This window comes from Neorhizobium vignae (assembly GCF_000732195.1).
GTDB classification, from domain to species: domain Bacteria; phylum Pseudomonadota; class Alphaproteobacteria; order Rhizobiales; family Rhizobiaceae; genus Neorhizobium; species Neorhizobium vignae.
Genome location: NZ_JNNU01000002.1, coordinates 350,772 through 376,564 on the forward strand (window position 1 = coordinate 350,772; position 25,793 = coordinate 376,564).

Genomic DNA, 25,793 nt, shown 5'->3' on the forward strand with positions numbered 1-25,793 from the left:
CCGACTTTGTTAAGCCCGGGCGCGCATGCCGCCATCGCGCTCTTCGAGCGCCGAAGCCTTGGCGAATTCTGCTTCCGCTTCCTCGAGCGCCAGTTCGGCGTTTTCCTCCTGGACCTTCAGTTCGCGAATCGAGACCTGAAGATTGTCCGCGCGCTGGCGGGCCGCCTTTGCGAAGGTCGGATAAGCGAAGTGATTCCGGTCGGTAATCCCGGATTTCTTCTCTTCCAGAGTGATCTGATGCTCGAGTTCTTTAGACATTCTCTCGAATTCGGCCATCATCATCTGCAATTGCTGCAGTTGACGGCGCTTTTCGGTGACCTGAAAGCTTTTCAGGCGAACCATGCTGTCACGCGACTTCATACGCAATACTCCGTGGATAGCGAGACCCAGGCCCGTGTATCCGGATTGGTACACTCAGGATCAAAAAATTCTCGCGGCGTTAATAAATTAAGGCTCGCGTTAACCTTTCGTTTACGGGCATCATTAATGATAAACCGGATCGTTTAAGGGTCGGTAAATGCCAGGGCCTAAATTGGCCGCGACAATGTCTGAGTCGAATGAATCACTTAGCGGAATTTCCTCATCCGCGGATTCAATCCTGGTGATGGCCAAACTTGAAGGGAAAACAGGTTGCTACTAATCTTGCTTAACGAAATCATGAACCTTGCCAGGTTGAATCATAATTTGTTAACCATTTAGTGGCAGCTTCCAAATCAGGCTCAGTCTGGATCCGTATCGAGTAAGGGGGCAAAGATACCTTACGCGGCGGTAAAGGGGAAAAATATGCGGGTTCTACTCATCGAAGATGACAGCGCGACTGCCCAGAGCATCGAGCTAATGCTGAAATCGGAAAGCTTCAACGTCTATACGACCGACCTCGGTGAGGAAGGCGTCGACCTCGGCAAGCTCTACGACTATGACATCATTCTCCTCGACCTTAACCTGCCCGACATGTCGGGTTATGAAGTGCTTCGCACTCTGAGGCTTTCGAAGGTCAAAACACCGATCCTCATCCTGTCCGGCATGGCCGGTATCGAGGACAAGGTCCGTGGTCTCGGCTTCGGCGCCGACGACTACATGACCAAGCCCTTCCACAAGGATGAGCTGGTCGCTCGCATCCATGCGATCGTCCGCCGTTCCAAGGGTCACGCACAGTCGATCATCGTCACCGGCGAACTGATCGTCAACCTCGACGCCAAGACTGTCGAAGTCGGCGGCCAGCGCGTTCACCTGACGGGCAAGGAATACCAGATGCTGGAGCTCCTCTCGCTCCGCAAGGGTACCACGCTCACCAAGGAAATGTTCCTGAACCACCTTTACGGCGGTATGGACGAGCCGGAACTGAAGATCATCGACGTCTTCATCTGCAAGCTGCGCAAGAAGCTCGCCAATGCCGCCGGCGGCGCAAACTATATCGAAACCGTCTGGGGCCGCGGCTATGTGCTGCGCGAACCGGAGGCGGAATACGCCGAAACCGCCTGAGCCGCCTGAAAATCCCCTTTCGAAACGTCCGCCTGGTTTGCCAGGCGGACGTTTTGTTTTGATCCGCCTGCGGATCCAAAACGAAACGCGAGCCGGCAATCATGCAGGCTGCCGCCAGTCGAGTGGATGTATGGCTTTGAGAATCAGGCGGCCTGCGCCAGGGCCGAGAAGACCGAAGTCAGGATCTTGCGATCGAACGGCTTCAGCAGGAAATCGTCCGCACCGGCGCGCTTGCCGGCCATCATCTTCTTCAGGTCCGCTTCGATAACGCAATAGAAGATGCGGATGCTCTTGCCGTTCGGCATCGCCCGGATGGTGCCGATGAGTTCAAGCGCACCTTCCAGAGCTGCGTCGACGATCAGGAAATTGGGAAGCTCGGCATTGCAGCGCGTGGCCGCCTCTCGCGCAGTGCCGGCCTCGACCACGAGGAAGCCCAGTTCCGACAGGATTCGCTTTCCGACCGTGCGTACGATGTCCGATCCGTCGGCAATCATTAAACGCTGCATCGTATCCCCCTGACGCTGAACCCGCTCTGGTCCCGAGCATCTATCATTAAGGGGATGGCACTAATGAATGGTTACCCTTCGGTGCCAAACAACCGCAGATCGTCTCAAGCGGCCACGGTCTCGGCAATGAAAACGATCTTGTCTTCAGAAACCACATGGCTCAGTTCCATGCCGGACTCTTCCGCGAGCAGCACCGTGTAATAGGGCTGGATCGAATGAGCATCGATCGGCTCATCGAGAGTACCGCTGGCGATCTCGACGAACTTGGCCGGAACGCGCATCATCCGTCCCTTGATAGTGAGGATGAATTTCGCGTCGTATTCCGGATTTTCCAGCGTCACATCGATGGAGCCGCCGCGGGGAATGCCGGCATAGGCGACCAGGAAGAGGTTGAGGAGCAGCTTGACGCGGTTCTTGGCGATGATCGCCCGCGGGCCGTTCCAGGTGACCTCGGTCTTCTTTTCGGCGATGGCGAAATCCTTGGCGGCCTTCTCGGCCTCGCCCGTATCGATCGAGGCGCCGACCGAGCCGGAGGCACCGAAGGCGAGCCGCGCGAACTTGAGGCGTACGGAAGCGTTCAGGGCCGAGGTGCGGATAAGATCGAGCGCGTCGCCGTCGGCCGCACCTTCGTCGAGAAGCTCGAGGCCGTTGTTGATCGCGCCGACCGGGGAGATCACGTCATGGCAGACACGGCTGCACAGAAGTGCCGCGAGATCTGGCCCGGCAAGGGTAAGATTCGGATTCTTCGGCATGTAGGTCTCCTGTTTGGGAATGCTCCCCCCGTATTCGCCTTGCCATCTGAAGGTTGCGCGAGGGTGTAGCAACGTTCCTGGCCATAATGACACCATATTTGGTAAACCGATTATTAAGATCATGGCTTCAAAATGGCCGGGCCTTAAGCATGATGCAAAAGGCGTGCCCCTGGATGATACAATCATGGATCTGACAATGCGCATCCACACCCCTTCCGCCCTCGCCCGTTTCGCAGCGACGGTGTTTGCCGTGATCGCAGCCGTGGCGGTCTTCGCAGGCCCGGCATCCGCCCAGCAGGGCTCCAACCAATATTCCGCCCAGGAAATCGTCGATGCCGGCCACGGCTTCTTCGGCTCCACCAGCGGCGGCCTTGCCAAGGTTGTGGAAAACGCCTTTTCGCAATACGGCCTGCCGAACGGCTATATCCTTGGCCAGGAAGGCTCGGGCGCGTTCATCGCCGGCCTGACCTATGGCGAGGGCGAGCTCTATACGAAGAATGCCGGCCAGCACCCGGTCTTCTGGCAGGGTCCTTCGCTCGGCATCGACTACGGCGGCCAAGGCACCCGGGCGATGATGCTGGTCTACGATCTTCCCTCGGTGAACAGCCTCTATGCCCGCTTCGGCGGGGTGTCGGGCTCCGCCTTCGTGGTCGCCGGCGTCGGAATGACGGTGCTGCGCAACAACAACATGATTCTCGTGCCGATTCGCACCGGCCTCGGTGCTCGCCTCGGCATCAACGTCGGTTATCTGAAGCTCACCCAGTCGCCGACCTGGAACCCTTTCTGAAAATCGCCATTGTCCTCTCCGGACAACAGAGGGGAATTCATGTTTTGCACCACAGCGGCCGGTAATCCGGCCTTCTGCCTGAAGGGCGCTTGCCGGTTGAATGTGACCATGCTTAAACAGCCTGCGCATTCCCATCCTGACCGCGAAACGGCCTCATCGTGATCCAGTTTGCTCTTCTGTTCGGCTTGGGTTTCCTGAGCGCCGCGCTTGCGGTGATGCTGGTTGCACCGGCGGTCCACAATCGCATCGTGCGCTACACCGAAAACCGCATCAAGGCGACGCTGCCGATCAGCCCGCAGGAAGTCCGCGCCCAGCGGGACATGGCCCGCGCCGTCTATGCGGCCGAGAATGCCCGCACCAAGCAGGAACTCGTGCAGGAACGGGACAAGGCGGTCGCACTGCAGATCAAGAGCGACAGGCTGGCCGAGGAAGCCACGCAGTTGCTGTCCGAGATTACCGACCTGCGCGCCCAGATCGACACCATGGATGTCGAGGCTGCGGAGGCCCGTTCGCGCCTGCGCCAGGAAGACAGCTATATCCAGCAGTTGAAGGCGGCGCTCGAAACCGCCGAGGAAACCGTTGCCGCCAAGGATCTGGAGATCGAGAAGCTGCAGCAGCGCCAGCTTCTGATGATCGCGGACGCCGACAATTTCCGGATCGATCTTTCCACCCGCGACACGGAGGTCGAGAACCTCAAATTCCGCGTCACCGCCTTGCGTGACGAACGGGATACCCTGCGCAACGACGTCCGGCTGCAGACCGCCCGCGCCAAGGACGCCGAGGCACGGCTTGCCCAGGAAGAGCATCGCGTCCAGCGGCTCGAGGACAAGCTTGCCAAGGAAATCGCCGACCGTGCCGACAGGGAGACGGCGCTGGAGCGCCGGCTCGCCGAGATCGGACGACTGCGGGACAAGCTGAAAGGCGCCAGTGCCGAAGCGCGGGATTCCAGTCGCGCCCTTCGCGAGTCCACGGCTGTCCGCCCTGTCATAAAAGCGACTCCGAGAAAGAAGATCACCCCGGAGGACATCAACCTGCGCGAAATTCCGCATGCTCCGCCTCCGAGACAAGCCCGGGTTTCCGGGCAGCCGGACGTCGATCCCGTCGTGGCCAGAATGGCTGAAGACGCCCGTAACCGGGCAGCAGCGCTCTCCGAACGCCTGCAGAAGGGCGGCGGCAGCGACGAGGCCATTCGCCAGGAGCTGGCCTCCATAGCCGCGAGCATGGTGGCCATGACGGCAGAGTCCGAAGGGTCGTCATCGCCGATCCACAAGATCCTGTCCGGCAAATCCGGAAACGGCAACCGGGAGAGCCTGGCCGCAAGGTCGAAGAAGACGCTCGCGACCGCGCGGGACGCCAACACCTGAGACTCTATAACCTGCCTTGAGCCATGGCGATCTCGTAGAGCGCGATGCCGGTCGCCGTCGCCGCGTTGAGGCTGTCGAGGCCGGGCGCCTGGGCGATCCGCGCCGACTGGATGCGGGTTAGCACCTCAGCCGGCAGCCCCTCGCCTTCCGTGCCGGTGATCAGCACCATACGCTCGGAAGGCGGCACATCCCGGATTTCCACCGAACCCGTAGGCGAGAGCCCCCACACCGCAAAACCGCTCTCCATCAGCCCCGCCAGGATGTCCGACATGCTGCCGTGTCGCGCATAAGGCACCGACAGCACCGCTCCGACCGAGACGCGCAGGGACTTGCGATAGAGCGGATCGCAGCAGCTCTCATCGAGCAGTACCGCATCGGCACCGAAGGCGGCAGCATTGCGGAAGATCGAGCCGATATTGTCGTGATTGGAAATGCCGAAGGCCGCGACCACCAGCGCCTTTTCGGGCAGCGCCGCGATCAGTTCGGAAGCCGTCCTCTCCTGCCGGCGGCGGCCAAGCGCCAGCACGCCGCGATGCAGGTGGAAACCGGCGATCTGATCGAGCACCGCGGCCGAAGCGACATAGACCGGAATATCTGCCGGAAAGCTGGCGAGGATCTCGGAAAGCCCCGCAACCCGGTTTTCGAGCAGCAGGATCTTCTCGGTCAGAAAATCGCCGCCGGAACCATGCGCCGCGGCAAGCATCCTGAGCACCACGGTCCCTTCCGCGATGAACCGCCCTTCCCGCCCTGTAAGGTCCCGCTCGCGGATCGACCGGAACTCGGCGATCCGCGGATCCTCCGCGTCATCGATGCGAATCGGCGCCATTATTGCGGTATCGCCACCGTCACATCGGCGACGATGCGGCCGGCGGCGATATCGTAGATAAGGACCTTCTGGTCGCCGGTCAGCAGCCCGTAGAATAGGATCTGGCTGCCGGAGAGGGATACGCCCTGCACCACGAAGCCGGCAGGCAGTTCGGCGGTTGCAGCAAGCGGCTGGCCGGCGGGCACCGAGAACCCGCCAGTCGAAGCGATCGTCCCGGGCGTGGCAGGCCGCTGCGTGACCTTGTAGACAATGGCGCCAAGGACCGCCATAAAGCAGACGAACAAGATCCCGCCCGAAACGAGTATCAGAAGCACCATCTTCCGGCGGATTTTCTCCATTGCCGGATCAAGCGGCTCTTCCTGTTCCTCGATCTCGGGTTGGGGCATGAGGGCGGCGTCCTTGTTCTTGTCGAATGCTATCGGAATGATTGAATGAACGATCCCTTTAAAGAAGCCGAGCGTGCAAGGAAAGTCCTCACCGCCTCCGACGAGGCCGAAGGACGGCTGGATGCCTGGCTGACCTCGGTGCTGGACGGCGAGTTTTCGCGAAACCGGATCAAGGCGCTGATCGAACAGGGCGCCGTCAGCCTCAACGGCAAGCCGGTCACCGAGCCGAAGAAGAAGATCAATGCCGGCGACACCGTCGAGATCGATCTTCCGGAACCCGAGGATCCGGAGCCCAAGGGCGAGGATATCCCGCTTGAGGTTCTCTACGAGGATAACGACCTGATCGTCATCGCCAAGCCCGCCGGCCTGGTCGTGCATCCGGGCGCCGGCAACTGGACCGGCACGCTGGTCAATGCGCTGATCCATCATTGCGGCGCGAGCCTTTCGGGCATCGGCGGCGTCAAGCGCCCCGGCATCGTTCACCGGCTCGACAAGGATACGAGCGGTGTCATGGTCGCCGCCAAGAACGACATCGCCCACCGCCACCTTGCCGACCAGTTCGCCGACCACGGCCGCTCGGGGCCCCTGGAGCGGGCCTATCAGGCGGTCGTCTGGGGCCGCCCGCGTGGGCTCAAGGGCACGATCGACGCGCCGCTCGGCCGTGCCGGTGACCGCACCAAGCGCGCCGTGCAGAAGGAAGACAGCAGCGACGCCCGCGAGGCCATCACCCATTACCAAGTGATCGAACGTTTCCACGAAAAGCCGGATGCCACAGCGCTTGCCGCGCTGATCGAATGCCGGCTGGAAACGGGCCGTACCCACCAGATCCGCGTCCACATGGCCCATATCGGCCACCCGCTGATCGGCGACCAGGATTATTCGGCCGGCTTCAAAACCAAGGCAAACCTGCTGCCGGACTTCGCCAAGGGCGTCGTCAACCGCTTTCCGCGCCAGGCGCTGCACGCCTTCCTGCTCGCCTTCGAGCATCCCCGCACTGGCGAAGTGATGGAATTCGAAGCACCTATGCCGGAGGACATGGCAGAGCTGATCGAAGCGCTGAAGGCATGAAACGGGTGGTCTGAGGCGTCGTCGAAGAGTATATGACTCCACGACATTCACGAGGCATTCCAAGGTCCTCCATGAGCCAGCTCGCCGTCAGAAAGCTCCTCGACACCGACCTGATCCAGGTCCGCGACGTCGTGTGCGGCGGCGAGTGCCGGCATCGCAGCGGCGAGGAATGCTCGCATGCGACGAGCCTCGTCTTCCCCTATCGCGGCGTCTTCATGCGCCATGTCGGCGGTGACGACACGGTGGCGGAGGCCAATCAGGTCCTGTTCTTCAACTGCGACGAGGCCTACCAGATCAGCCATCCGGTCGAAGGCGGAGATTCCTGCCTGAGCATGGACGTGCCCCAAGCGATGCTGGAGGAACTGGTCCCGGCCGAGCACCGCAATCCCAAGGGATCGCGCTTCGTCTTCAACAAGCAGCGTCTCAGGATCGACGAACGCGCCCAGGCGCTGGTAGCGCTGCTGCGCCACAGCCTGATGCGCGGCGCCGCCGAGACGCTGGAGGCGGAAACATTGGCCATGACGCTGGTGCGCCGCTCCGTCGGCGTGCGCACCGCCCGCGCAGCGACCGCCAGCGCCGGACGTCAGAAGCTGGTGGATCGCGCCAAGCTCGCCCTCTCCTCCGATCTCGCGCGCCGCTGGACGCTGGCCGAGATCGCCGGAGAAACCGGCGTCTCGCCGGTCTACCTGACCCAGGTCTTCCAGCAGGTGGAGGGCACCCCGCTCTACCGCTACCAGCTTCGCCTGCGGCTGGCGCGAGCGCTCGATCTGCTCGGCAGCTATGACGACCTGACCGACCTTGGGCTGGAACTCGGCTTTTCGAGCCACAGCCACTTCTCCTCCGCTTTCCGCCAGGCCTATGGCCGCACGCCGGCGGAATTCCAGAGATTTGCGGGGCTGAGATAGCAGGGCGCAAAGTCGCTAAAGATTCTGACAGCGGAAGACTCTGCCAAAATGCTTTTCTTCTCTCGTAACGTCCACATCGGGAGAAGGCACCATGAAAGAGAACACCTGCGCCGCCTGCGACTGCGAACTCGATTCGACCCGGATCGCGGTGAAGATCGGCGGCAAGACGGTCGAGGTCTGCTGCGAGGAATGCGCCGAAGCACTGCGGGAAGCGGAAGTCGCAACCCGCTCGGCCCAGGCGGCCAGCAAGTAGACGTCAGCCGACACCCCAACAACCGACATCGAGGCGGGCGGCAGCCGCCCGCCTCCTGAACGCCGGCCGCGGATCGCCGGCACCCTTTCCTTTCAGGAGAAAGATCATGAAGAACAAGAACCGGGCGGTCTTTGACCGCGCATCGGAACGCTACCACCTTGTCTTGGATCTGTTGCCGGTGGCGGCGGCCAAGCCAGCAGAAACCGACGATGCGGCAACCGTCGAGACATCACTTCTGCGCCACCTGATCGCCGTCGTCGCCACAAAACTTCGCCAGCACCGGAACCGGCTGGCGCTGCTCGAGCTGACCGATGATCAATTGAAGGATGTCGGCGTTTCGCGCAGCCAAGCCTATGGCGAAGTCAGCCGCTACCGCCTCGGCAACGCGCACGGGCTGGAACGCAAATGCCCTTGAAACCCTGTAGAAATAGGCAAGGCAAAGACATGCCGAAATAAATCCGAATCATGGTCGGAATCGTCCCGACTATCCACAAGTCAAAGCTCCGTCAAAGTTTTGCTTTATTTGTCCCTATTGCTGCAGTGCAAAATAAATATCCGCACCGCTAAAATAAACATCTGGGACAAGCTGTGCATCGTGCGCGATGTATTTGCCAGTCCCACGACAAATAGAAGACTTAGGGACGCGCAAGATATGAATTCAAGCCTCCGGAAGTTCATCTTTCATGACCTGCAGACGATCGAGGGCTATATCGACCCACCCGACGCGCTGGTTTTCCTGTCTCTTCTGCAGGCACAAAAGAATAATGGGTTGGATGGGGGCATTGCCGAGATCGGCGTCTTCTACGGGCGCTCCTATTTCCTTCTGAAGAAGGTCAATAACGGCGAGGACAAGATCCTGGCGATCGATCTCTTCGATATCGGCCGGGTGTCGGACGGGGCGCCGACGCAATACGGCCAGTTCCTCGCCAATGGCCGGCGGCTGGGTTTGGACGTGGACGAGGAGTTGATCCTCAGGGGCGACAGCACCCTGATGCAGGCTGACGAGATTACCAGCAAGGTCGGCCGCACCCGCTTCTTCAGCATCGACGGTGGCCATACGCTGCAACATATCGCGGCCGACAGCCGGCTCGCGACGGACACGCTGGCCGACCACGGCATCATTGCCTTCGACGATACGTTCAATCCGGCCTGGCCGGAAGTGACCGTCGGTGTCGCGGACTTCCTGCGGGAGCGCAAGGACACGTTCTCGACCTTCTGCATGACCAAGTACAAGACCTACGTCTGCCGCAAGGAGTTCCACGAATTCTATATGAGGGCGATCGCCGAGGCCCCGGACCTCCTTGCCTTCGACCATGTGGAAACGGAATTCCTCGGCTCGCAAGTGGCGCGATTGCACAATCCGATGAGCCGGCGCATGGTGTATGAACTGATGGTACGGTCGGGCATGCGGGCCTTTTCGGAACGCGTATACCGGTAGGCACTGTCCTCTACGGAGCTACTGAAAGGCTTGCGGTTCGCCCTCGTAACGGGACAACTCCGTGCGGCCCTTAACCTTTTCGCTGTCTTGTGAAAGCCAGTCGGATTTGCTCTATTTCCGATTGCACGGCTGCATGGACCGAATATCCGCCAGCCTTGCAATCGTTGAGGTCGTTGGCTGTCCATCGACGTCTTTCAGGGCGAATAGGCGGGAGGGCATGTTGCGCATTGGGGGATGGCATCGGCGATACCGGCTGTCTATATCCGGTCGATGGCTCACGGCCGCTTTCCTGTGGCTCGCGCCCATAACCTCCGTGCCGGCATTCGCGCAGGAGGTCGCCGTCGCCACGCCGGGGGAAAATTTCCGCGAGAGCTATGACGAAAGCGCTGCGGTCTCAGGAGGCGTGGTCGTCGGCCTGAGGCTCGGCGATACGTCCGGAAAGCTCGATCCCGAAAACGTACGCTTCGCCATGACGCAAAAAACGCTGGTATGCGTCCGCGCCCTCACCCGCGACGGCCGCTACTCGGCCAATAACGAATATACAATCACGAGTACGCAGACGGCAAAAAGCGTCCGGATTTCTCCGGTAACGCGAAAACATAGAGCAGCTCTGTCCGGCTACGACGGCAGGGACTACGCTCTCAAGGTCTTCGAGGCGAAAGGCAGCGACTGCATTCCGGATGGCGCGCTGCATTTCCCCCAGCTCGGAACCGGCGCGAACGCCGATGTGCTAACCATCATGATCAATGCGAGCTCCCGAAGGGTGACCCTGGAGGCGCCGGCAGGTGCTGCCGACGTCGTCTGCGGCGCGCCGGCCGGCGGGGCGCGGATCGCCTTCGACCAGGAATGCCGGGTCAACGTTCGCGGCGTCCAGGATGAGGCGGCCCGTTTCGTTATCGCCATGGATGACGGCTTTGATACCGAAAAGGAACCGGTGCTCGTGTCGCTGAGGCACGCCCGATGACGATCGTGTGGAAGCGCGTTTCGATCTCGGCGAAATGGTTGGCGAAGTTTCTGAGCACGAAAGGTGCGACCAGTCTGATCATCATCGCGGCGATCCTGACCGTCATTGCATTCTTCACGCTTAAACATCTGTCCAGATCGGAGCTCTACGCTTCCGTCGAGGCCGTCTCGGAACTGGTGCGCTTCCGCGCCGTCAGGCCGCTGATCGCCACGATCCCCCTCAACGGTGCGACGCTGATCGCCTCGGCGGAAGGCTGCGCTGCCTTGGCCGGCGATCCGGCACCGCGCGTCACCGGCCTCTTGCGACCATCGGAAGGCGCCATCGTCAGCTATCGTGCCGGTGCCGACCGGATCGCCATCCAGATCGTCGGTGGGTTCACCAGCCGGAACGGGGCGAGGATCGCAGCGACCTTCCAGTCTTCCGGCAGGCCTGACTGCGAACTCGTGGAACCCGTGACGGTCCGGATCGGCAACGCAACCGAACTGGTCCGGCCGCTACCGATCGCCGGTCCGGCGGATATCGGGCAGGAATTCGGCGTCCCGGTCATGCCGACAGGCACCGCCTCCCGCGTCTATGACATCATGTGGGAAGGGCGGGTCAGGGTCTTTAACCGCACTTATTTCAGCGAACGGCTTGTGCCCGTGGCCGATTCCGAGTTTCCGCTGCCCGTCGGCAGCCGCCTGTCCGGCGGTGATAATCTCGATCCGCAGCAGCCGATCGACCCCTCCATTCCCGCCTGGTACGGTACGGCGATGCCGGGCGAGAACGGGCTGAATATTTCCGTGACGACCATCTCGAAGAAGCTTCAGCTCTACCGGCCAGGCACCCGCAGGGACGAAATGGAGACGCTCGGTCTCAGCCTGCTGACCAGCACGTTCTCGGATCCCGTGGTCCTCGTCGTCACGGGTCTGGTCGCGATCTTTACCGGCGTGCTTGGAGCGGTCACGAACTGGATGGGATTCTGGCCCGATCCGGAGAAGAAGAAATGAAAATGAGGGCCCCGTCTCGTCCAATCGGCATTGCATTGGGACTTGCGGCCCTGCTTCTCTCCGACGCCCGGGCGGAACCCGTATCGGTCCGCTCGCGCAATGGCGAGATCGGGCAGGCCTGGCTGTTCGGCTCGGCAGGCATCAATCCCGGCGAATGCTGGCTCGCCGTTCCCGCCCATGTCGTCGCCTCGCCGGAAACCAAGGAGTTGCAGCCGTTCTTCTTCACCGATCGGAATGCGGTGGGCGGAGAAAGCGCACGACCGGTCTCCGGCGCCATCGATGCTCCGAAGACGCCCATGGAGGAGCGCGCCGCCGACCTCGCCTTCGCGCGCGTCGCAAGCGGACGCAAGGACGGCGCCTGCCTGTCGCGGCTCGGTCCGCCGACCTTCGTCTATAACAACCTGCTCGCGTCGGCTCCGCGCATGAATGTCTTCAGCATGCTACGAACCAGCTACGGCAATTTCGAAGTCGCCCTGAAGCGCGGAGGAGTCGACGAATATGGCGGTGCGATCCTGCAGTTCCAGGTGCCGGATACTGCCGACAAGAGCTTTCTCCAAAAGGGGCTGAGCGGGGCGATCGTGATGAGCGAGCGTTCGGGAAGTCCGGTCCCCTTCGCGATGATCACTCGGGTGCCGGCCGACCAGTCCGGCGTCATGGCGATACGCTTCGACTACATCCGCGAACGGTTTGCGGCGATCGACAGCAGCGACTCCGCCAAGCGGCGCGGCAACCGCGCCGCAGCGGATGGCGTGCCTTATACCGTGCTTGGTTACATCGCCCTGCTTCTCAAGGGCAGCGACGGCCCGTCCGCTCTCCAGTCCGGGTCCGGCTGCTTCCGGGCCGCGGCAGATGGCGGACGCGGCGACGTCGAACTGACGATCGAACTCGCCGACACGCTCGACCGGGTCGAGACGATAGAGTTCCAGCATCAGGGGAACTGCACAGGCGGCACGAGAACCTTCTGGGTCGACGAGCGACGGCCGGGAGACAGCGCCTGGAACTATGTCGGCAAATGCCAGATCGGCAGCGCCGGGGCATCACCCTGCCGTGTCAGCCTCGCTGGGCCCCGGCAGCTTCGCCTGCGGATCGAGGCCAAGGAACCGGTGAGCCTGTCCGGCCTGAAGCTGCGCTGACGTCCGCGCGTCAAAGCAGCTTGGCGGACACCGCGAAAGGCCAAGCGTCGGCGCATTGGAACGTGCCGGCAAGTTCGGAACCGGACTTCAACTGAATGTTGAGCGAACACTCCCCCTGCGGCAGGTTGGCCCGGCCGAGCCAGTTCAGGCGGGAGCCGACGATGGTCGTCTTTCCCTTGTAATTGTTGTTTCGGTCATTGAGGCCCACCATCGGATACCAGACTGAATTGCTGGTACCCGGCTCGGCGCCGTCAATCTCGAAGACCAGGCCGTTCTGCATCAGCTGCCAGCTGCGCATGATATAGGAACGCTCAAGCTCTCCCATCTTCTTTTCATTGCCGGACGCCGCCTTGATGGCGGCCGTGAGCTGGGGCGGGATCTCCACCGAGAAGCGGATCTGCGGCAGGGTCGCCACGGCGGTGCGCAGTCCGAGATTGCGGATATCGGCATTGTCGCTGTCGAGCGCGAGACGGGTGCAGATGCGCTGGATGGCAGCGTCACCCCCGGCGACCGCCTTCTCCACATAGGCAAGCCGCAGGTCCGGATCAGGATCGTTGCATTGCTCCCGCCAGGCCTTGAGCTCTCCGGCCCGATCCTGGGCATCCTGCGCCAGTGCCAGCGCCGGCGCAAACAAAACGAAAAACATCGCCAGACCCCTGGTGCGGCGCATCCCGGAAGCACATTTTTTCATAGCACCCGTCCCCTCGTAGCAAGCCGTTGCTGGCGCAGATCCCCACCCATCGTTAAATTGCAAGTTTGGTTCTTTCAATACCAACAATCGAAGCAGGAATATTACCAAGACGTAATGATATAACGCTTCCGTGATCACTTGAATCACGGTTCTGCCGTACTTATCTGTCACTTGGGTCGGTGCGGGGTCGAAAATGACCCGCGCCGCTTGGCTCGCCTTCAGCATGCACAGCTAGATCAAAAAGGGAGCCGATATATAGATCGGAAAGGGGTGCTTTATGGCCCGCAATACTCTGCCTTCCATTACCGCCGGCGAAGCCGGCCTCAACCGTTATCTCGATGAAATCCGCAAGTTTCCCATGCTGGAACCGCAGCAGGAATACATGCTGGCGAAACGGTATGCCGAACATGCCGACCGGGATGCGGCCCACAAGCTGGTCACCAGCCATCTGCGTCTCGTGGCCAAGATCGCCATGGGTTATCGCGGTTACGGCCTGCCGATCGGCGAAGTCGTGTCCGAAGGCAATGTCGGCCTGATGCAGGCCGTCAAGAAATTCGACCCGGAACGCGGTTTCCGCCTGGCCACCTATGCCATGTGGTGGATCAAGGCCTCGATCCAGGAATACATCCTGCGCTCGTGGTCGCTCGTGAAAATGGGCACCACCGCCAATCAGAAGCGCCTGTTCTTCAACCTGCGCCGGTTGAAGGGCAAGATCCAGGCGATCGACGAAGGTGATCTGAAGCCCGACCAGGTGGCCGAAATCGCCACCAAGCTGAACGTCTCCGAGGAGGAAGTGGTTTCCATGAACCGCCGCCTTTCGGGCGACGCTTCACTGAATGCGCCGATCCGCGCCACCGAAGGCGAATCCGGCCAGTGGCAGGATTGGCTGGTGGACGACCACGAAAGCCAGGAAGCCGTGTTGATCGAGCAGGATGAGCTCGATACGCGCCGCCGCATGCTGGCCAAGGCCCTGAGCGTGCTGAACGACCGCGAACGCCGCATCTTCGAGGCCCGTCGTCTGTCCGACGATCCGGTAACCCTCGAGGAACTGTCGGCCGAGTTCGACATCAGCCGCGAACGCGTCCGCCAGATCGAGGTCCGCGCCTTTGAAAAGGTGCAGGAAGCGGTCCAGAAGGAAGCGCTCGCCCAGGCGAACGCCCTGCGCGTCGTCGACGCGTAAATCCGGCTCGACGCCGACGATAAAATAGGGGCTGCTTCGGCGGCCCCTTTTCTTTATCTGGCATCTGTGAACTCGGATGGAGAAGCAGAGATGGCCGCGCAGATCACGCTCAGGGAACTTGCCGGCAGCTATGCCATCGCGCGGCTTGGAGCCGCTGACCCCATTCCCGCATGGGCGGATGGCGACGGTTTCGTCAGCATCAGCCGCACCGAGGACGAACTCTCGATCGCCTGCCGCGAGGAACGCGTGCCTTCCGACATCAAGCAGGATGGCGGCTGGACCTGCTACAAGTTCCAGGGACCGTTCGCGTTCGGAGAAACCGGCATCGTGCTCTCGGTGATCCGACCGCTGTCGGAAAACGGCATCGGCATTTTCGTGGTCTCCACCTTCGACGGCGACCACCTCCTGGTTAAGACGACCGACAAACCAAAGGCCCGCGAACTGCTGCAGGCCGCAGGTCACACGCTTCTCTGAGCGATACCAGACGACTAAGCATATTCCGCGAGCGCAGCGAGTTCTTGAGCGGGATAGCTTACACGGAGCAGCAGCATTGCGCCCGTCAAGAAAAAACCGGCGATGTTTCCACCGCCGGTTCCTGAATGCTTACTGAGTGCCGGCTGTCACTGCCCGCTGGCGGTCGCGCCGAGCGTGCCCCATTCGCGGATCGCCTCGTTGAAGGCGCGTTCGCCTTCCGGGCCCTTCTGGAGGGTCAGCAGCGCGCGGCGGCCGTTGCGATAGGCGATCGGGATGTCGATCCAGTTGCGGTTGCGCAGGAGTTCCAGATTGGTCGTGCGTGCGTCCGGGAAATCGTTGAGCGCGATCATGTGGAAGTCGTCGGTGATCTTGGCGGGCACCGCGATCAATGCATTGCCGCGATCCTGCTCGCTCGCCTTCATGGCGATGCGCTGCACGCTTTCGATCGCGCCGCCCTCGAAATCCGGCGGCACGGCGAAGACGATCTCGACCAGGTGGCTCGCCGGCAGCGACGGATCGGTATTGCGCTTGAAGGTCATCAGCGCCGTCAGACCCCTGCCGGGCACATTGATACGTCCCTGGACGACCGGTTCCTGCCGGCCGTTGGCGCCAGCCTCGCGCTGCAGCGACCAGGAGACCGAACCGTCGAGGGCCGTCGGCGCCGTCTGGCCGATCCGCTCCTCATACAGGAACATCTTTTCGCCTGCGATCGCCGGAGCATTCGCCGAGGCCGCCGAAGGCGGGCTGGCGGGCGGCGTGGCGGCATTCGGCGCCGGCACCGCCGGTGGCGTCTGAGGCGGTACCGCATTGGCGCTGCCGTTCGGAGCGTGCGGGGCCGCAGGCGGTGCGCCCGGAGCGGTCGCCGGTTGCCCCGGAGGATTGGCGGGCGGAGCATTGAGCTGCGCGACCGACTGGCCTTCCGCATTCTGCGCCAGGCCGGCGGTGATGCCCGGCCCCTCGTCAACCTCGCGACCGTCGGCCATCAGCCGCTGCGTGAATTTGGTCCCGGCTGTCGATCCGTCCGCCGTTCGCGGCGCGGCAGGCGGATTGGCCGCACCGTTCAGGGGCGGTGTGGAAGGGTTAGAAGGCGTCGAAGGGGTACGATTGGGCTGCGCTGCCGCAGGTGCGGGCGTCGATGTCTGCTGCGCCGTCTGGCTTCCCGACGCACTCGACTGGATCAGGCCGTCGACCATGTCGTTCAGCGAGTCGCGGTTCAGCCAGATCGCGTAACCGCCGCCGCCGACAAGTGCCAGACCGACGATCGCCAGCACGATGCCGGCATAGTTGCGCTTGCGCACCGGAGTGACCCGGTAGGGCCTGGCCGGCGCATGCATCAGATCGTCCGCATCGGCATCCGTGTGGAGCGTGCTGCGCGCGCCACCGCCCGAAGAAGACGGAGGAGCATCCTTGTTGAAGCCGATCAGCTCCTCGAGATCACCCCACGGATCGCTGTCGGCCGGTTTCGCCGGCGTTACAGTGGCCTTCTTGGCCTGTTGCTCATCGAGATACTCGGCGAAGGGATCAATGGCGGTCGCCGTTGCCACTCCTGCGGCTGCGCCGGATTGCTCCGCGAGCTCCGGCAGATCGGCCACCGGCGGCATGCGGACCGAATCGGCCGACACATGGGTCTCCGGATCGAAATGAGCGCCGCCCGGAACCGCGGTGCCGCCATGCGCATGATCGATCGGCACGACAGGACCGGCGGTGATCAGTTCCGGCACATCGTTCCATGCAGCGGCGACGACCGTCTCCTGGCTCGACACCGGAGGCTCGGCCGGAGCCGGCACTTCCCAGCCCCAATCCTCGTCTGCCGGCTTGGCCGGTTCCGGCGCCTGATTAGCCTCGACAGGCTGTTCGACCTCCATCCGGTCCTCGACCGGATGCTGATCCTCAAACGGATGCGGTTCCCTGTTCCATGCCTCCACGAACTCGGGAGCGACCTGCTGAACAGCCTGCTCGCCGCGTGTCGGATAGGGGAAATCGTCGTCGGTCGATTCGCTCACGGCGGATTCGTCCGGCTCGGCGGCAGCATTGACCGCTTCCGGCACAACCGGCTCTGAGGCCGTCAGGGGTGCGGCCGTCGGGAATTCGATCGTGCTCTCGTCAAAAGCCTGCGAAGGCTCGGGCGCCGGTTCGGAATGATCGTAGGGTGCCGGTTCGACTGGCATTTCCTCCGACGGCACGTCGTCCCGCCAGTCGCCATACTGCTGGGCGGCGTGCTCCTGCTGATCGGAAACCGCCGTTACCTCTTCCTCCTCGTCAAGGACGGCCGGCTCGGAGACCGGAGGCTCCACGTCGGCGGGTTCCTGCGCGACCGGCTCCGGCTCGGCGGGTTCGGCATGGGCGACGACCGGTACCGGCTCTTCATAACCGTCTTCGTAAAAGACGGGCCGTTCTACGCGAACGGAAGGGGCTGATTCGGATGCGGCCGGCGTCTCTGCCGGCTCATGGGTTTCCGGCGCCTGAGCCGGTTCGGCAGCGTGCTGCTGGTCGTCCTGGTATTCCGAGACCTGCTCGGCCGGAGCAGCCTCACCGGCCGTCTGGGCATCTGCGGCGCTTGCGCCGTCGGCTACCGGTTCCAGTGCTTCGGCATGTTCGCTCTCGACGTCGACGATGGCGGCTTCGAGCTTGTCGAGCTGTCGCCGCAGCATGTCTTCAGGCGGACGCGGCTTCATGTTCTCGAGTTGCCGCTGTACGGCGCCACGAGCTTTGTCATACACCTTCGCGCGCATCTCCGGCGTATTGTTCGCCAGACCGTCAACGGCGCGGCGGATCACCGCTACAAAATCAGCCATCAGCACTTTCTCATGTAAGCCGGCCCGAAGGCCGGCCGAATGGTAATCAATTCTTGACTTTAATCTTCAAACGGGTCGGTCACAAGTATGGTGTCGTCCCGCTCCGGGCTGGTGGAAAGTAGGGCAACCGGCGCCCCGATCAACTCCTCGACCTGGCGCACATATTTGATCGCCTGGGCCGGCAGATCCGCCCAGGAGCGAGCCCCGACCGTCGATTCCTTCCAGCCTTCGAGGGTGACATACACCGGCTCTACACGAGCCTGAGCGCCCTGGCTTGCAGGAAGATGATCGATCTGCTGACCGTCGAGCATGTAGCCGACGCAGATCTTCAACTCGTCGAGGCCATCGAGCACGTCGAGCTTGGTGAGCGCGATGCCGGTAATGCCGTTGGTGGCGACCGACTGACGCACCAGCGCTGCATCGAACCAGCCGCAACGGCGCTTGCGGCCCGTGACCGTACCGAATTCATGGCCCTTCTCGCCGAGGAACTGGCCGATCTCGTCCTTCAGCTCGGTCGGGAACGGGCCTTCGCCGACTCGGGTCGTATAGGCCTTGGTGATGCCGAGAATATAGCCGAGCGCGCCCGGCCCCATGCCGGAACCGGCAGACGCCTGGCCGGCGACCGTGTTGGACGAGGTGACGAACGGATAGGTGCCGTGGTCGATATCGAGCAGCGAGCCCTGAGCGCCTTCGAAGAGGATGCGCGCGCCCTTGCGGCGCTGCTTGTCGAGCAGTTCCCAGACGGTTTCGCGGAAGGGCAGCACACGGTCGGCGATCGAGGTCAGTTCCAGCATGATCGCCTCGTGCGAGACTTCCTTCTCTCCCAGACCACGGCGCAGCGCGTTGTGATGGGTGAGGATGCGGTCGACCTTGCCCGGCAGCGTCTCCATGTCGGCAAGGTCCATGACGCGAATCGCGCGGCGGCCGACCTTGTCCTCATAGGCCGGGCCGATGCCGCGGCGGGTGGTGCCGATCTTGGTGCCGCTGTTGGAGGCGGCATCCTCGCGCATGCCGTCGAGTTCACGGTGCAGCGAGAGAATCAGCGTGGCATTGTCGGCGACCCGCAGGTTCTCGGGCGTGACCTTCACGCCCTGCGCGCCCAGCTTTTCGATTTCCGCCAAGAGCGCATGCGGATCGAGCACGACGCCATTGCCGATCACGGCGATCTTGCCGGGACGGACGATGCCCGAGGGCAGCAGCGACAGCTTATAGCTGACGCCATCGATGACGAGCGTATGGCCCGCATTGTGACCGCCCTGGAACCGCACCACGATATCGGCGCGTTCGGAAAGCCAGTCGACAATCTTGCCCTTGCCTTCGTCACCCCATTGCGAACCAACCACGACTACATTCGTCATCTGTGCTTCCTGTATTGTGGGCCAAGCCCCACGCGACCACACGCGCACCTTCCGCAGATCAGTATTGATATACGGTCGATGCGCCAATTTGATTTTACATGCACCGCCTTTGGCGGATGAAAACCGTTCAGAGGCATTGCAAACGGCCGCATCTATAAAGCCTCGGCCGACGGAAAGCGACCTGTTTGTCACTTAGGCGTGGTTTTTACGTGACAAAAGCGTGGATCGCACGCTATTTCCCGCCCGCCATCCCTGAAATCGCCGCCATATTCCGGCGCCGGAGATCATTTTGCATAAAAAGGCCTATCTCTCGCTCATCATTGCAACCCTGGCCTGGGGCGGCAATGCGGTAGCGGGCAAGCTCGCCGTCGGCCACGTCAGCCCGATGATGCTGACCTTCTGGCGCTGGTTTTTCGCCGTCGCCATCATCTTTGCGATCTCCGTACCGCAGTTGATCAAGGACTGGCCGGTCGTCAGGAAGAACCTGCCGATTCTGCTCTTCCTCGGCGTCGTCGGTTATGTCGTCTTCAATGCTGCGCTCTATACCGCCGTCAATTACACCACGGCGATCAACGTGACGGTCGAACAGGCGGTCATCCCGATGCTGATCTTCGTCATCAACTTCGCGCTGTTCCGGATGAAGGTCTCCTGGGCGCAGATCCTCGGCTTCACCCTGACGCTTCTCGGCGGCGTCCTCACCGCCGTCCACGGCGATCTGAGCGCGCTGGTGACGCTGACCGTCAATTTCGGCGATGCGATCATGATGATCGCGATCGTCGCCTATGCGATCTACACGGTGGCGCTCAGATGGCGCCCGAAGGTCGATTGGCGCACGCTGATGGCCATCCCCTCCTTATTCGCGATGATCTTCTCCCTGCCGCTGGTATTCTGGGAATACTCGGCCGATCGCCTGATCTGGCCGGACACCGAGGGTTGGATCGTGGTGCTCTACACCGCCATTTTCGCCTCTCTGATCGCCCAGGTGCTCTACATCAAGGGCGTCGGGGAGATCGGCGCCAACCGCGCCGGGCTGTTCATCAATCTCGTGCCGGTGTTCGGCACGCTGCTTTCGGTCGCCATCATCGGCGAGAGCCTGCAGCTCTTCCATGTCGTCGCGCTGGCGCTGGCGCTCGGCGGCATCGCCATCGCCGAATGGGGAAAACCCCATATGGACCGGTAGTCCTGCTGGAAACGAAAACCGCCGGCCCTTGCAAACGAGCCGGCGGTTTTCAGATCCTCGACCGGTAACACCCCGCCGCCTGCGGAGGCGTTTGGGGAAAACCGGCTGGTCGAAAGTGCTCCTCAGCTGGCCATCGCCAGTCGTCCCGGGGCGAACGAGCGCTGATCGCGCACGTTGGTTCGGCTCACTTCGAAGCGCGCCAGCAGTTCGGAAAGACGGGTGCTTTCTTGCGCCAGAGAGGCGCCGGCCGCATTCATTTCCTCGACCATGGCGGCGTTCTGCTGGGTCATCTGGTCCATGTGGTTCACGGACGTGTTGATTTCCGAGAGACCCACCGCCTGCTCGTTTGCGGCGATGGCGATCGCCTCCATATGCTGGTTGACCGCCGCGACCAGCTTGGCGATCTCCTTGAGACCGTCGCCGGTATCATTGACGAGAACCACGCCCTGGTTGACGGCGGCTTCGGAATTACCGATCAGCGTCTTGATCTCCTTGGCGGCCTTGGCCGAGCGCTGCGCCAGTTCGCGGACTTCCTGGGCAACGACCGCAAATCCCTTGCCCGCCTCGCCTGCGCGGGCGGCTTCCACGCCTGCGTTGAGGGCAAGCAGGTTGGTCTGGAATGCGATCTCGTCGATGACGCCGATGATCTGGCTGATCTGGTTCGACGCCATCTCGATCTTCTGCATCGCATTGACCGCATTGGAAACGACGGTGCTGGAGTTCTGCGCGCGGGAGCTCGCATCGCGGACGATTTCCCGCGCCTCGCTCGCTCTTTCGGAGGTCTGCTTCACGTTGGTGGTCACTTCCTCCAGCGCCGCCGCCGTCTGTTCCAGCGATGCGGCCTGCTGTTCCGTACGCTTCGAAAGCTGGTCGGAAGCGGTCGAGATTTCGTCGCTGCCGCTGCGAACGCTTTGGGCGGTCCGGTTCACGCCTTCGAGCGCAGTCCGCAACTGGCGGACCGAGCTGTTGAAGTCATGGCGCAAGGTTTCGAACTGCTCGGAAAATTCCTTGTCGATCTCGCACAGCAGATCGCCGGCAGCAAGGCGCTTCAGACCGGAGGCGAGTTCCGAGGTGGCCTGGGTCAACCGCTCCTCGGCTTCGGACTCTGCCCTGCGCTGGAATTCGATGCGTTCAGCCTCGGCGGCCTTGCGGGAGTGTTCGGCATCCGCCTCGAGCTGGCGGTTCTGCTGCGCAGCCTCGCGGAAGATTTCGACGGCGCGCGCCATATCGCCGATCTCGTCGGTGCGGGCGGCACCGGGGATTTCGACGGAAAGGTCACCGCCGGCGAGCGTGCGCATCACACCCGTCAACCGGCTGATCGGATTGGCGATCCGCACGATGACCGTGTAGATGCCGAGAAGCGAAAGCGCAAAAGCGATAACGGTCGCAACACTGTAGACGATGATGGATTGCTTTGCGGAAGCAGCCTCTTCTGCCGTCAGTCTCGTCATCTCGTTGAGCGAGGCGGAGGCCATATCGGCGATTGAAGCTTGTGCCGGCGCGGCGGGCTTGCGCCAGTCGTCGACCGCCATGTCGAAGGCTTTGCCGGCTTGGAATGCCTTGAGTGCAGCATTGCGCTGCTCGGCATACGGTCCGCCGAAATAAGTCGTCTGCGCTGTCCGGTGGAGCGTCTTGATCTTCTCCGGGGTTGTCTCGGCGTTGGAAAGCTGGGTAATGACATCCCATGCCGTTGCCACGCGTGCGTCCTGAACAGCAATTTCCGTCAACTTGTCCGCCGCAAGCGGCTGTTTGGCGATCAGCGCATTGACGAAGGTGGAGTTGGCGGTACCGAGCTGCGTGCGCGCAGTCCAGGCAAGGGAGCGTATCTGGGTGAACATGATCATCCCGGGCCCGCGCGCATTGATGCTGGCCTCGACCTGATTGGCGGCCTTTTCGAGATCGGCCAGCATCGTATCGGCAAGTCCGAGCACCGCTTTTCCGAGCGCCGGATCGCGGTCCTTGACCGCCTGCGTGAGCGCCGTGTCGACATTTCCACGATAGCCGGCCCACTGCGTATAGGCGTTGAGGACGGGAGAGATCCCACCGCGCAGGCTTGCCTGCTCGACGTCGGCGGTCAGGGTCTTCACCGCCGAAAAGGCTTTGTCCATCGACTCCCGGCCGGTATCCATGTTCTTGCGGCTGGAGGCGACTTCTGCAGGTTCCAGCTTGATGGCCGACGAAATGCCGCCGCGCTCGCCGCGCAGTCCGATCAGCGCATTGAAAAGCGCTTCGTCAAGCTGTGCCAGTTCCGAGAGCTGCGTGGAATTTTGGTAGCGACCGATCTCCTGAGACAGCATTCTGCCCATGAGACCCAGTATGCCCAAGCTCAGAACAACAAAAGCCAGTATCAAAGTATGCTTGATTGAAATCCGCACCTGCATCACTCCTTAGTTAATACATTCGCCGCTCGGTTTGCGGGCAATCAGCAATTCGGATTGCTGAACCACCCGGCAGCGGCTCCCGGCCTGGACGGGAGAGATAATACAACCTCGTATAAAACATTAAATATTCAATTAAATACAAGGCGTTCCGGAAGCCTGTGGAATCGTTTCCGCAACTTAGGCATCACATTCACCGAATGGCGAAAACCCGCCTCCCCGTATGAAGGAGACGGGCCGGTCCGTCGTGCTGCAACGGACGGGAGCGAGGAGAGCCGCTCCGGATCAGATAAGATGACAGATTGGAATGATCATACCACGCCCGCCGGTCGGGCGCCGCACCTGATCGCCGGACATGTCGATCATCGCGCTGTCATGGCCGAGGATCACGTCGCCGCGGCCGGCCGAAATCGCCAGCACCCGTTCGATGCGGCCTTCCCCACCGATCGCGTATTCGATCCGCAGAGCCTCCGGCGACCAGCCGAGCAGAATGAGGTGATCGCGCTTCAAGTCGGCGCAGTCGAGGCAGGTATTGGCGCGCATCTTGGCCAAAGGCATGCCGGCGACCGTGTCGAAATAGCTGTCGAGTTCGGAGATGGCGCTGTTGACTGCGGAATTGACCCGCAGCAATTCGCGCCGCTGCGAAAATGTCAGCGTCCTATCATCCTGGACGCCGTGATGGCGCTCGGTCGCCACGCCTTCGGTCAACATGCCCGCGAAACCGGTGACGCCGGCCGCCCGTGATTCCTTGCCGACAATCAGCGCCGTCAGGACCACGGCGGAAATGATGAGCTTCTTGATCATGGCTGCACCCTTTTCTTCAGACGGCTTGGATGCCGTTTCTTGAATGAGTTCACCCTAGCGCTCGGGTTTTTCGGGGCGCTTAAACAGATAGCTGCAATTTGAGTGAAATCGGCTTTTTCCCGACTTGATACAGAGGGTGCGAAACAGCGTGCTCAAAAAGGCAGCGGAGTAGGCGGAAATTGATGCTTTTCGAGATGTGCCCGATCTCCTACCCCTCAAAAACGAGATGCAGAAAGGCAGGACAGCATGGGCAAGCCATTTTACTGGAACGAACTCAATTCACTCGATTTCGCCGGCCTTTCGCCCGAAAAGACCATCGCCATCCTGCCGATCGCCTCGACCGAACAGCACGGGCCCCACCTGCCGATCGCAACCGACGTGGCAATCGCCAACGGCATGCTGGCGGAATTGAAGGAGCAGCGCCCCGACGATCTCGATTTCCTCGTTCTCCCAACCCAGGAGATCGGCAAGGCGAACGAACACGTCTACGGCCCCGGCTCGCTGTCCTTCGGCCCGGAAATCCTGATCCCCGCCTGGACCGCGATCGGCGCCAAGGTGGCGGAAGCCGGGGTGCGGAAGCTCGTCTTCGTCAACTCGCACGGCGGCAATGTGGATATCATGAGCATTGTCGGCCGCGAGCTGCGCGTCCGCCACAAGATGGCGGTGATCGGCACGCAATGGGGACGCTTCGGCCACCCGCCGGGCCTGATCAGCGAGCACGAGCAGAAATACGGCATCCATGGCGGCGAAGTCGAAACCTCGCTGATGCTGCATTTCCGTCCCGAACTGGTGCGGATGGAGAACGCGCAGAACTTCGTCTCCAAGGCGGAAAGCCGCTCGAAATACATGCAGCCGGCCCCGCCGCACGTGCTGTCCTGGGTGGCGCACGACCTGAACCCCAACGGGGTCGTGGGCGATGCCTCGAAGGGGACCGCCGAAAAAGGCGCTCTCATCTGCCGCCACCAGGTCGCGGGCTTCATCGAGATGCTGCGGGAATTCGAAACCTTCCCGCTCGACGAACTCTACTCGCGTTAACCCTCGTCGCGTTGCGCGTCCCGGCCATGCGGCTGGGGCGGCAGATGGCCCTTGGCCTGCAATTCGGCCACCATGGCCGCAAGTTCGGACAGCAGGAATTCCACGAACAGGCTGGTCGCCGTATCGAGCGTGGTCCGAGCGCGGGCGAAAAGCTTCATCGGCTGGTGGCGCGCGTGCGGGTTGGCGATCGGCCTGAAGATCAGCTCGCCGCGGCGGCATTCCGACAGCACGTCGAGAGGATTGAGCAGCGTCAGGCCGGTGCCCGCCTTGACCAGCTTTTTCAGCATTTCCGAGGCATTGCTTTCCACCAGCGGCTCCACCGCCACCGACAGCGGCGACAGCGCCAGATTGATGATGTTGCGCAGGCTGGTGCCCGACTGCGCAAGCACCAACGGCTCTTGGACGACATCCGCAAGGTCAACCGGCCCATCTTCGGCCGCCAGCCGATGCCCTGGCGGCATCACAACGCCGATCGGTATGTCGAAATTGGCGAGCGTGCGGATGCCGGGCGTCGCGGGGATGTTGAAGCCGAGCCCGAAATCCACCTCCCCCGTGATCACCGGCTGCATCGTGTTCGACGGTCCGTCGTTGCGCAGGAGAACCCGCACGCGCGGATGCTGCGCGACAAAGCGGGCTATGATCTCGGGAAGCGGCCCTGCGGCGAGCCCGACGGTCGAAACCAGCGTCACCTTGCCGGCCTGCGGCATCTTGAGACCGCGGATGCGCGCTTCCATCCGCTCGTAGGTCTTCAGCACCTCCCGGATATGCTCGATGCAGAGTTCCCCGGCTGCCGTCAGCTTCAGCCCGCGCGGCATCCGCTCGAAAAGCGGCGCCCCGAACTCTTCCTCCAGAGCCAGAATCTGCCGGTTGATCGCCGACGACGCGACGTTCAGCCGGGCCGCCGCCTTGCGGATGGATCCGCATCGGGCGATTTCGTCGATATATTGAAGTTTTCGCGAGTGCAGCATTTTCTCCGAAGCCCCTCGTTGCATGTTTTTTGATCATGCACCACAATTTGGCAGATGAAAATTAGAGCGCTGCCCTA

At 62.1% G+C, this 25,793-nt stretch carries 26 protein-coding genes; 15 read left to right on the top strand and 11 right to left on the bottom strand.

Features of this window, described 5'->3' with window-relative positions; genetic code table 11:
• Positions 1 to 9: 9 nt before the first annotated feature.
• Positions 10 to 360 (bottom strand): hypothetical protein, encoded by a 351-nt coding sequence (locus GQ59_RS01900; RefSeq protein WP_037076814.1) that lies wholly within the window; start codon positions 358 to 360, stop codon positions 10 to 12.
• 423 nt (positions 361 to 783) lie between these two features.
• Here GQ59_RS01900 and ctrA point away from each other — a divergent pair, with 423 nt between their 5' ends.
• Entirely contained in the window at positions 784 to 1,482 is a 699-nt protein-coding gene (ctrA, locus tag GQ59_RS01905) for a response regulator transcription factor CtrA (RefSeq protein ID WP_007769464.1), read from the top strand.
• Positions 1,483 to 1,625: 143 nt separating this feature from the next.
• Here the strand turns inward: ctrA and GQ59_RS01910 are convergent, their stop codons facing one another.
• Both GQ59_RS01910 and chpT read right to left on the bottom strand, forming a co-directional pair.
• On the bottom strand, positions 1,626 to 1,988 hold the full coding sequence (locus tag GQ59_RS01910; RefSeq protein WP_037076816.1) for a response regulator: 363 nt from the start codon (positions 1,986 to 1,988) through the stop codon (positions 1,626 to 1,628).
• A 104-nt stretch (positions 1,989 to 2,092) separates the two neighbouring features.
• A complete protein-coding gene (gene chpT / locus GQ59_RS01915) occupies positions 2,093 to 2,740 on the bottom strand; it encodes a histidine phosphotransferase ChpT (protein ID WP_037076818.1) in 648 nt (215 codons plus the stop codon).
• Between the two features lie 184 nt (positions 2,741 to 2,924).
• Between chpT and GQ59_RS01920 the strand changes: the two genes are divergently transcribed.
• The gene (locus GQ59_RS01920; RefSeq protein ID WP_370649327.1) at positions 2,925 to 3,527 is read left to right on the top strand and encodes a DUF1134 domain-containing protein; all 603 of its coding nucleotides are present in this window, start codon (positions 2,925 to 2,927) and stop codon (positions 3,525 to 3,527) included.
• Between the two features lie 158 nt (positions 3,528 to 3,685).
• Positions 3,686 to 4,891, top strand: a complete 1,206-nt coding sequence (locus GQ59_RS01925; protein ID WP_037076821.1) for a coiled-coil domain-containing protein — start codon at positions 3,686 to 3,688, stop codon at positions 4,889 to 4,891.
• Between the two features lie 4 nt (positions 4,892 to 4,895).
• On the opposite strand, the gene GQ59_RS01930 is transcribed toward GQ59_RS01925, so the two are convergent.
• Positions 4,896 to 5,717 carry a TrmH family RNA methyltransferase gene (locus GQ59_RS01930; protein WP_037076823.1) on the bottom strand — a complete coding sequence of 274 codons (822 nt, stop codon included), beginning with the start codon at positions 5,715 to 5,717 and terminating at the stop codon, positions 4,896 to 4,898.
• Entirely contained in the window at positions 5,717 to 6,103 is a 387-nt protein-coding gene (locus GQ59_RS01935; protein ID WP_037076826.1) for a hypothetical protein, read from the bottom strand. Before GQ59_RS01935 ends, GQ59_RS01930 begins: the two co-directional genes overlap by 1 nt.
• 45 nt (positions 6,104 to 6,148) lie before the next feature.
• On the opposite strand from GQ59_RS01935, the gene GQ59_RS01940 reads away from it, so the two are divergent.
• The 8 genes from GQ59_RS01940 to GQ59_RS01970 all read left to right on the top strand — a co-directional run bounded on the left by GQ59_RS01940 (position 6,149) and on the right by GQ59_RS01970 (position 12,853).
• Positions 6,149 to 7,171 carry an RluA family pseudouridine synthase gene (locus GQ59_RS01940; protein ID WP_037076828.1) on the top strand — a complete coding sequence of 341 codons (1,023 nt, stop codon included), beginning with the start codon at positions 6,149 to 6,151 and terminating at the stop codon, positions 7,169 to 7,171.
• A 71-nt stretch (positions 7,172 to 7,242) separates the two neighbouring features.
• Positions 7,243 to 8,076: a helix-turn-helix domain-containing protein gene (locus tag GQ59_RS01945; RefSeq protein WP_037076830.1), complete on the top strand. Its 834-nt coding sequence runs from the start codon at positions 7,243 to 7,245 to the stop codon at positions 8,074 to 8,076.
• Between the two features lie 91 nt (positions 8,077 to 8,167).
• The gene (locus tag GQ59_RS32625) at positions 8,168 to 8,329 is read left to right on the top strand and encodes a hypothetical protein (protein ID WP_167336288.1); all 162 of its coding nucleotides are present in this window, start codon (positions 8,168 to 8,170) and stop codon (positions 8,327 to 8,329) included.
• 106 nt (positions 8,330 to 8,435) lie between these two features.
• Complete coding sequence (locus tag GQ59_RS01950) at positions 8,436 to 8,744, top strand: DUF1127 domain-containing protein (protein ID WP_037076832.1); 309 nt, start codon at positions 8,436 to 8,438, stop codon at positions 8,742 to 8,744.
• Positions 8,745 to 8,981: 237 nt separating this feature from the next.
• Positions 8,982 to 9,767, top strand: coding sequence for a class I SAM-dependent methyltransferase (locus GQ59_RS01955; protein ID WP_037076836.1), 786 nt, complete (start codon positions 8,982 to 8,984; stop codon positions 9,765 to 9,767).
• A 313-nt stretch (positions 9,768 to 10,080) separates the two neighbouring features.
• On the top strand, positions 10,081 to 10,731 hold the full coding sequence (locus GQ59_RS01960; protein WP_152564187.1) for a hypothetical protein: 651 nt from the start codon (positions 10,081 to 10,083) through the stop codon (positions 10,729 to 10,731).
• The gene (locus GQ59_RS01965) at positions 10,728 to 11,720 is read left to right on the top strand and encodes a hypothetical protein (protein ID WP_037076839.1); all 993 of its coding nucleotides are present in this window, start codon (positions 10,728 to 10,730) and stop codon (positions 11,718 to 11,720) included. Before GQ59_RS01960 ends, GQ59_RS01965 begins: the two co-directional genes overlap by 4 nt.
• Entirely contained in the window at positions 11,717 to 12,853 is a 1,137-nt protein-coding gene (locus GQ59_RS01970; RefSeq protein WP_037076841.1) for a hypothetical protein, read from the top strand. Before GQ59_RS01965 ends, GQ59_RS01970 begins: the two co-directional genes overlap by 4 nt.
• Positions 12,854 to 12,863: 10 nt before the next feature.
• Here GQ59_RS01970 and GQ59_RS01975 read toward each other — a convergent pair whose 3' ends face one another.
• Complete coding sequence (locus GQ59_RS01975; protein WP_152564188.1) at positions 12,864 to 13,499, bottom strand: hypothetical protein; 636 nt, start codon at positions 13,497 to 13,499, stop codon at positions 12,864 to 12,866.
• A gap of 322 nt (positions 13,500 to 13,821) precedes the next feature.
• On the opposite strand from GQ59_RS01975, the gene rpoH reads away from it, so the two are divergent.
• Together rpoH and GQ59_RS01985 are read left to right on the top strand one after the other, a co-directional pair.
• Complete coding sequence (gene rpoH, locus GQ59_RS01980) at positions 13,822 to 14,724, top strand: RNA polymerase sigma factor RpoH (RefSeq protein WP_037076844.1); 903 nt, start codon at positions 13,822 to 13,824, stop codon at positions 14,722 to 14,724.
• A 90-nt stretch (positions 14,725 to 14,814) separates the two neighbouring features.
• A complete protein-coding gene (locus GQ59_RS01985; protein ID WP_037076846.1) occupies positions 14,815 to 15,198 on the top strand; it encodes an ACT domain-containing protein in 384 nt (127 codons plus the stop codon).
• Between the two features lie 146 nt (positions 15,199 to 15,344).
• Here GQ59_RS01985 and GQ59_RS01990 read toward each other — a convergent pair whose 3' ends face one another.
• Positions 15,345 to 17,993 carry a hypothetical protein gene (locus GQ59_RS01990; RefSeq protein WP_037076848.1) on the bottom strand — a complete coding sequence of 883 codons (2,649 nt, stop codon included), beginning with the start codon at positions 17,991 to 17,993 and terminating at the stop codon, positions 15,345 to 15,347.
• A gap of 59 nt (positions 17,994 to 18,052) precedes the next feature.
• Positions 18,053 to 19,351, bottom strand: coding sequence for an adenylosuccinate synthase (locus GQ59_RS01995; protein WP_037076850.1), 1,299 nt, complete (start codon positions 19,349 to 19,351; stop codon positions 18,053 to 18,055).
• A 289-nt stretch (positions 19,352 to 19,640) separates the two neighbouring features.
• On the opposite strand from GQ59_RS01995, the gene GQ59_RS02000 reads away from it, so the two are divergent.
• On the top strand, positions 19,641 to 20,531 hold the full coding sequence (locus GQ59_RS02000; protein ID WP_037076852.1) for a DMT family transporter: 891 nt from the start codon (positions 19,641 to 19,643) through the stop codon (positions 20,529 to 20,531).
• Positions 20,532 to 20,653: 122 nt separating this feature from the next.
• Here GQ59_RS02000 and GQ59_RS02005 read toward each other — a convergent pair whose 3' ends face one another.
• Both GQ59_RS02005 and GQ59_RS02010 read right to left on the bottom strand, forming a co-directional pair.
• A complete protein-coding gene (locus GQ59_RS02005; RefSeq protein ID WP_244447888.1) occupies positions 20,654 to 22,837 on the bottom strand; it encodes a methyl-accepting chemotaxis protein in 2,184 nt (727 codons plus the stop codon).
• Positions 22,838 to 23,194: 357 nt separating this feature from the next.
• On the bottom strand, positions 23,195 to 23,713 hold the full coding sequence (locus GQ59_RS02010) for a transglutaminase-like cysteine peptidase (protein WP_037076855.1): 519 nt from the start codon (positions 23,711 to 23,713) through the stop codon (positions 23,195 to 23,197).
• 246 nt (positions 23,714 to 23,959) lie between these two features.
• On the opposite strand from GQ59_RS02010, the gene GQ59_RS02015 reads away from it, so the two are divergent.
• Positions 23,960 to 24,748, top strand: a complete 789-nt coding sequence (locus GQ59_RS02015; protein WP_037076858.1) for a creatininase family protein — start codon at positions 23,960 to 23,962, stop codon at positions 24,746 to 24,748.
• Here GQ59_RS02015 and GQ59_RS02020 read toward each other — a convergent pair.
• Entirely contained in the window at positions 24,745 to 25,716 is a 972-nt protein-coding gene (locus GQ59_RS02020) for a LysR family transcriptional regulator (protein WP_037076859.1), read from the bottom strand. The genes GQ59_RS02015 and GQ59_RS02020 overlap by 4 nt on opposite strands.
• Positions 25,717 to 25,793 lie beyond the last annotated feature (77 nt).

Excerpts from the sequence above, each read along its gene's own strand:
- GQ59_RS02005 (WP_244447888.1), bottom strand. The coding sequence starts at position 22,837 with ATGGGCAGAATGCTGTCTCAGGAGATCGGTCGCTACCAAAATTCCACG.
- GQ59_RS02010 (WP_037076855.1), bottom strand. The coding sequence starts at position 23,713 with ATGATCAAGAAGCTCATCATTTCCGCCGTGGTCCTGACGGCGCTGATT.
- GQ59_RS01970 (WP_037076841.1), top strand. The coding sequence starts at position 11,717 with ATGAAAATGAGGGCCCCGTCTCGTCCAATCGGCATTGCATTGGGACTT.
- GQ59_RS01935 (WP_037076826.1), bottom strand. The coding sequence starts at position 6,103 with ATGCCCCAACCCGAGATCGAGGAACAGGAAGAGCCGCTTGATCCGGCA.
- rpoH (WP_037076844.1), top strand. The coding sequence starts at position 13,822 with ATGGCCCGCAATACTCTGCCTTCCATTACCGCCGGCGAAGCCGGCCTC.
- GQ59_RS01940 (WP_037076828.1), top strand. The coding sequence starts at position 6,149 with ATGAACGATCCCTTTAAAGAAGCCGAGCGTGCAAGGAAAGTCCTCACC.
- GQ59_RS01910 (WP_037076816.1), bottom strand. The coding sequence starts at position 1,988 with ATGCAGCGTTTAATGATTGCCGACGGATCGGACATCGTACGCACGGTC.
- GQ59_RS01975 (WP_152564188.1), bottom strand. The coding sequence starts at position 13,499 with ATGTTTTTCGTTTTGTTTGCGCCGGCGCTGGCACTGGCGCAGGATGCC.
- GQ59_RS01920 (WP_370649327.1), top strand. The coding sequence starts at position 2,925 with ATGGATCTGACAATGCGCATCCACACCCCTTCCGCCCTCGCCCGTTTC.
- GQ59_RS32625 (WP_167336288.1), top strand. The coding sequence starts at position 8,168 with ATGAAAGAGAACACCTGCGCCGCCTGCGACTGCGAACTCGATTCGACC.
- ctrA (WP_007769464.1), top strand. The coding sequence starts at position 784 with ATGCGGGTTCTACTCATCGAAGATGACAGCGCGACTGCCCAGAGCATC.
- GQ59_RS02020 (WP_037076859.1), bottom strand. The coding sequence starts at position 25,716 with ATGCTGCACTCGCGAAAACTTCAATATATCGACGAAATCGCCCGATGC.
- GQ59_RS01900 (WP_037076814.1), bottom strand. The coding sequence starts at position 360 with ATGAAGTCGCGTGACAGCATGGTTCGCCTGAAAAGCTTTCAGGTCACC.
- GQ59_RS01955 (WP_037076836.1), top strand. The coding sequence starts at position 8,982 with ATGAATTCAAGCCTCCGGAAGTTCATCTTTCATGACCTGCAGACGATC.
- GQ59_RS01995 (WP_037076850.1), bottom strand. The coding sequence starts at position 19,351 with ATGACGAATGTAGTCGTGGTTGGTTCGCAATGGGGTGACGAAGGCAAG.
- chpT (WP_037076818.1), bottom strand. The coding sequence starts at position 2,740 with ATGCCGAAGAATCCGAATCTTACCCTTGCCGGGCCAGATCTCGCGGCA.
- GQ59_RS01930 (WP_037076823.1), bottom strand. The coding sequence starts at position 5,717 with ATGGCGCCGATTCGCATCGATGACGCGGAGGATCCGCGGATCGCCGAG.
- GQ59_RS01990 (WP_037076848.1), bottom strand. The coding sequence starts at position 17,993 with ATGGCTGATTTTGTAGCGGTGATCCGCCGCGCCGTTGACGGTCTGGCG.
- GQ59_RS01985 (WP_037076846.1), top strand. The coding sequence starts at position 14,815 with ATGGCCGCGCAGATCACGCTCAGGGAACTTGCCGGCAGCTATGCCATC.
- GQ59_RS02015 (WP_037076858.1), top strand. The coding sequence starts at position 23,960 with ATGGGCAAGCCATTTTACTGGAACGAACTCAATTCACTCGATTTCGCC.
- GQ59_RS01965 (WP_037076839.1), top strand. The coding sequence starts at position 10,728 with ATGACGATCGTGTGGAAGCGCGTTTCGATCTCGGCGAAATGGTTGGCG.
- GQ59_RS01945 (WP_037076830.1), top strand. The coding sequence starts at position 7,243 with ATGAGCCAGCTCGCCGTCAGAAAGCTCCTCGACACCGACCTGATCCAG.
- GQ59_RS01950 (WP_037076832.1), top strand. The coding sequence starts at position 8,436 with ATGAAGAACAAGAACCGGGCGGTCTTTGACCGCGCATCGGAACGCTAC.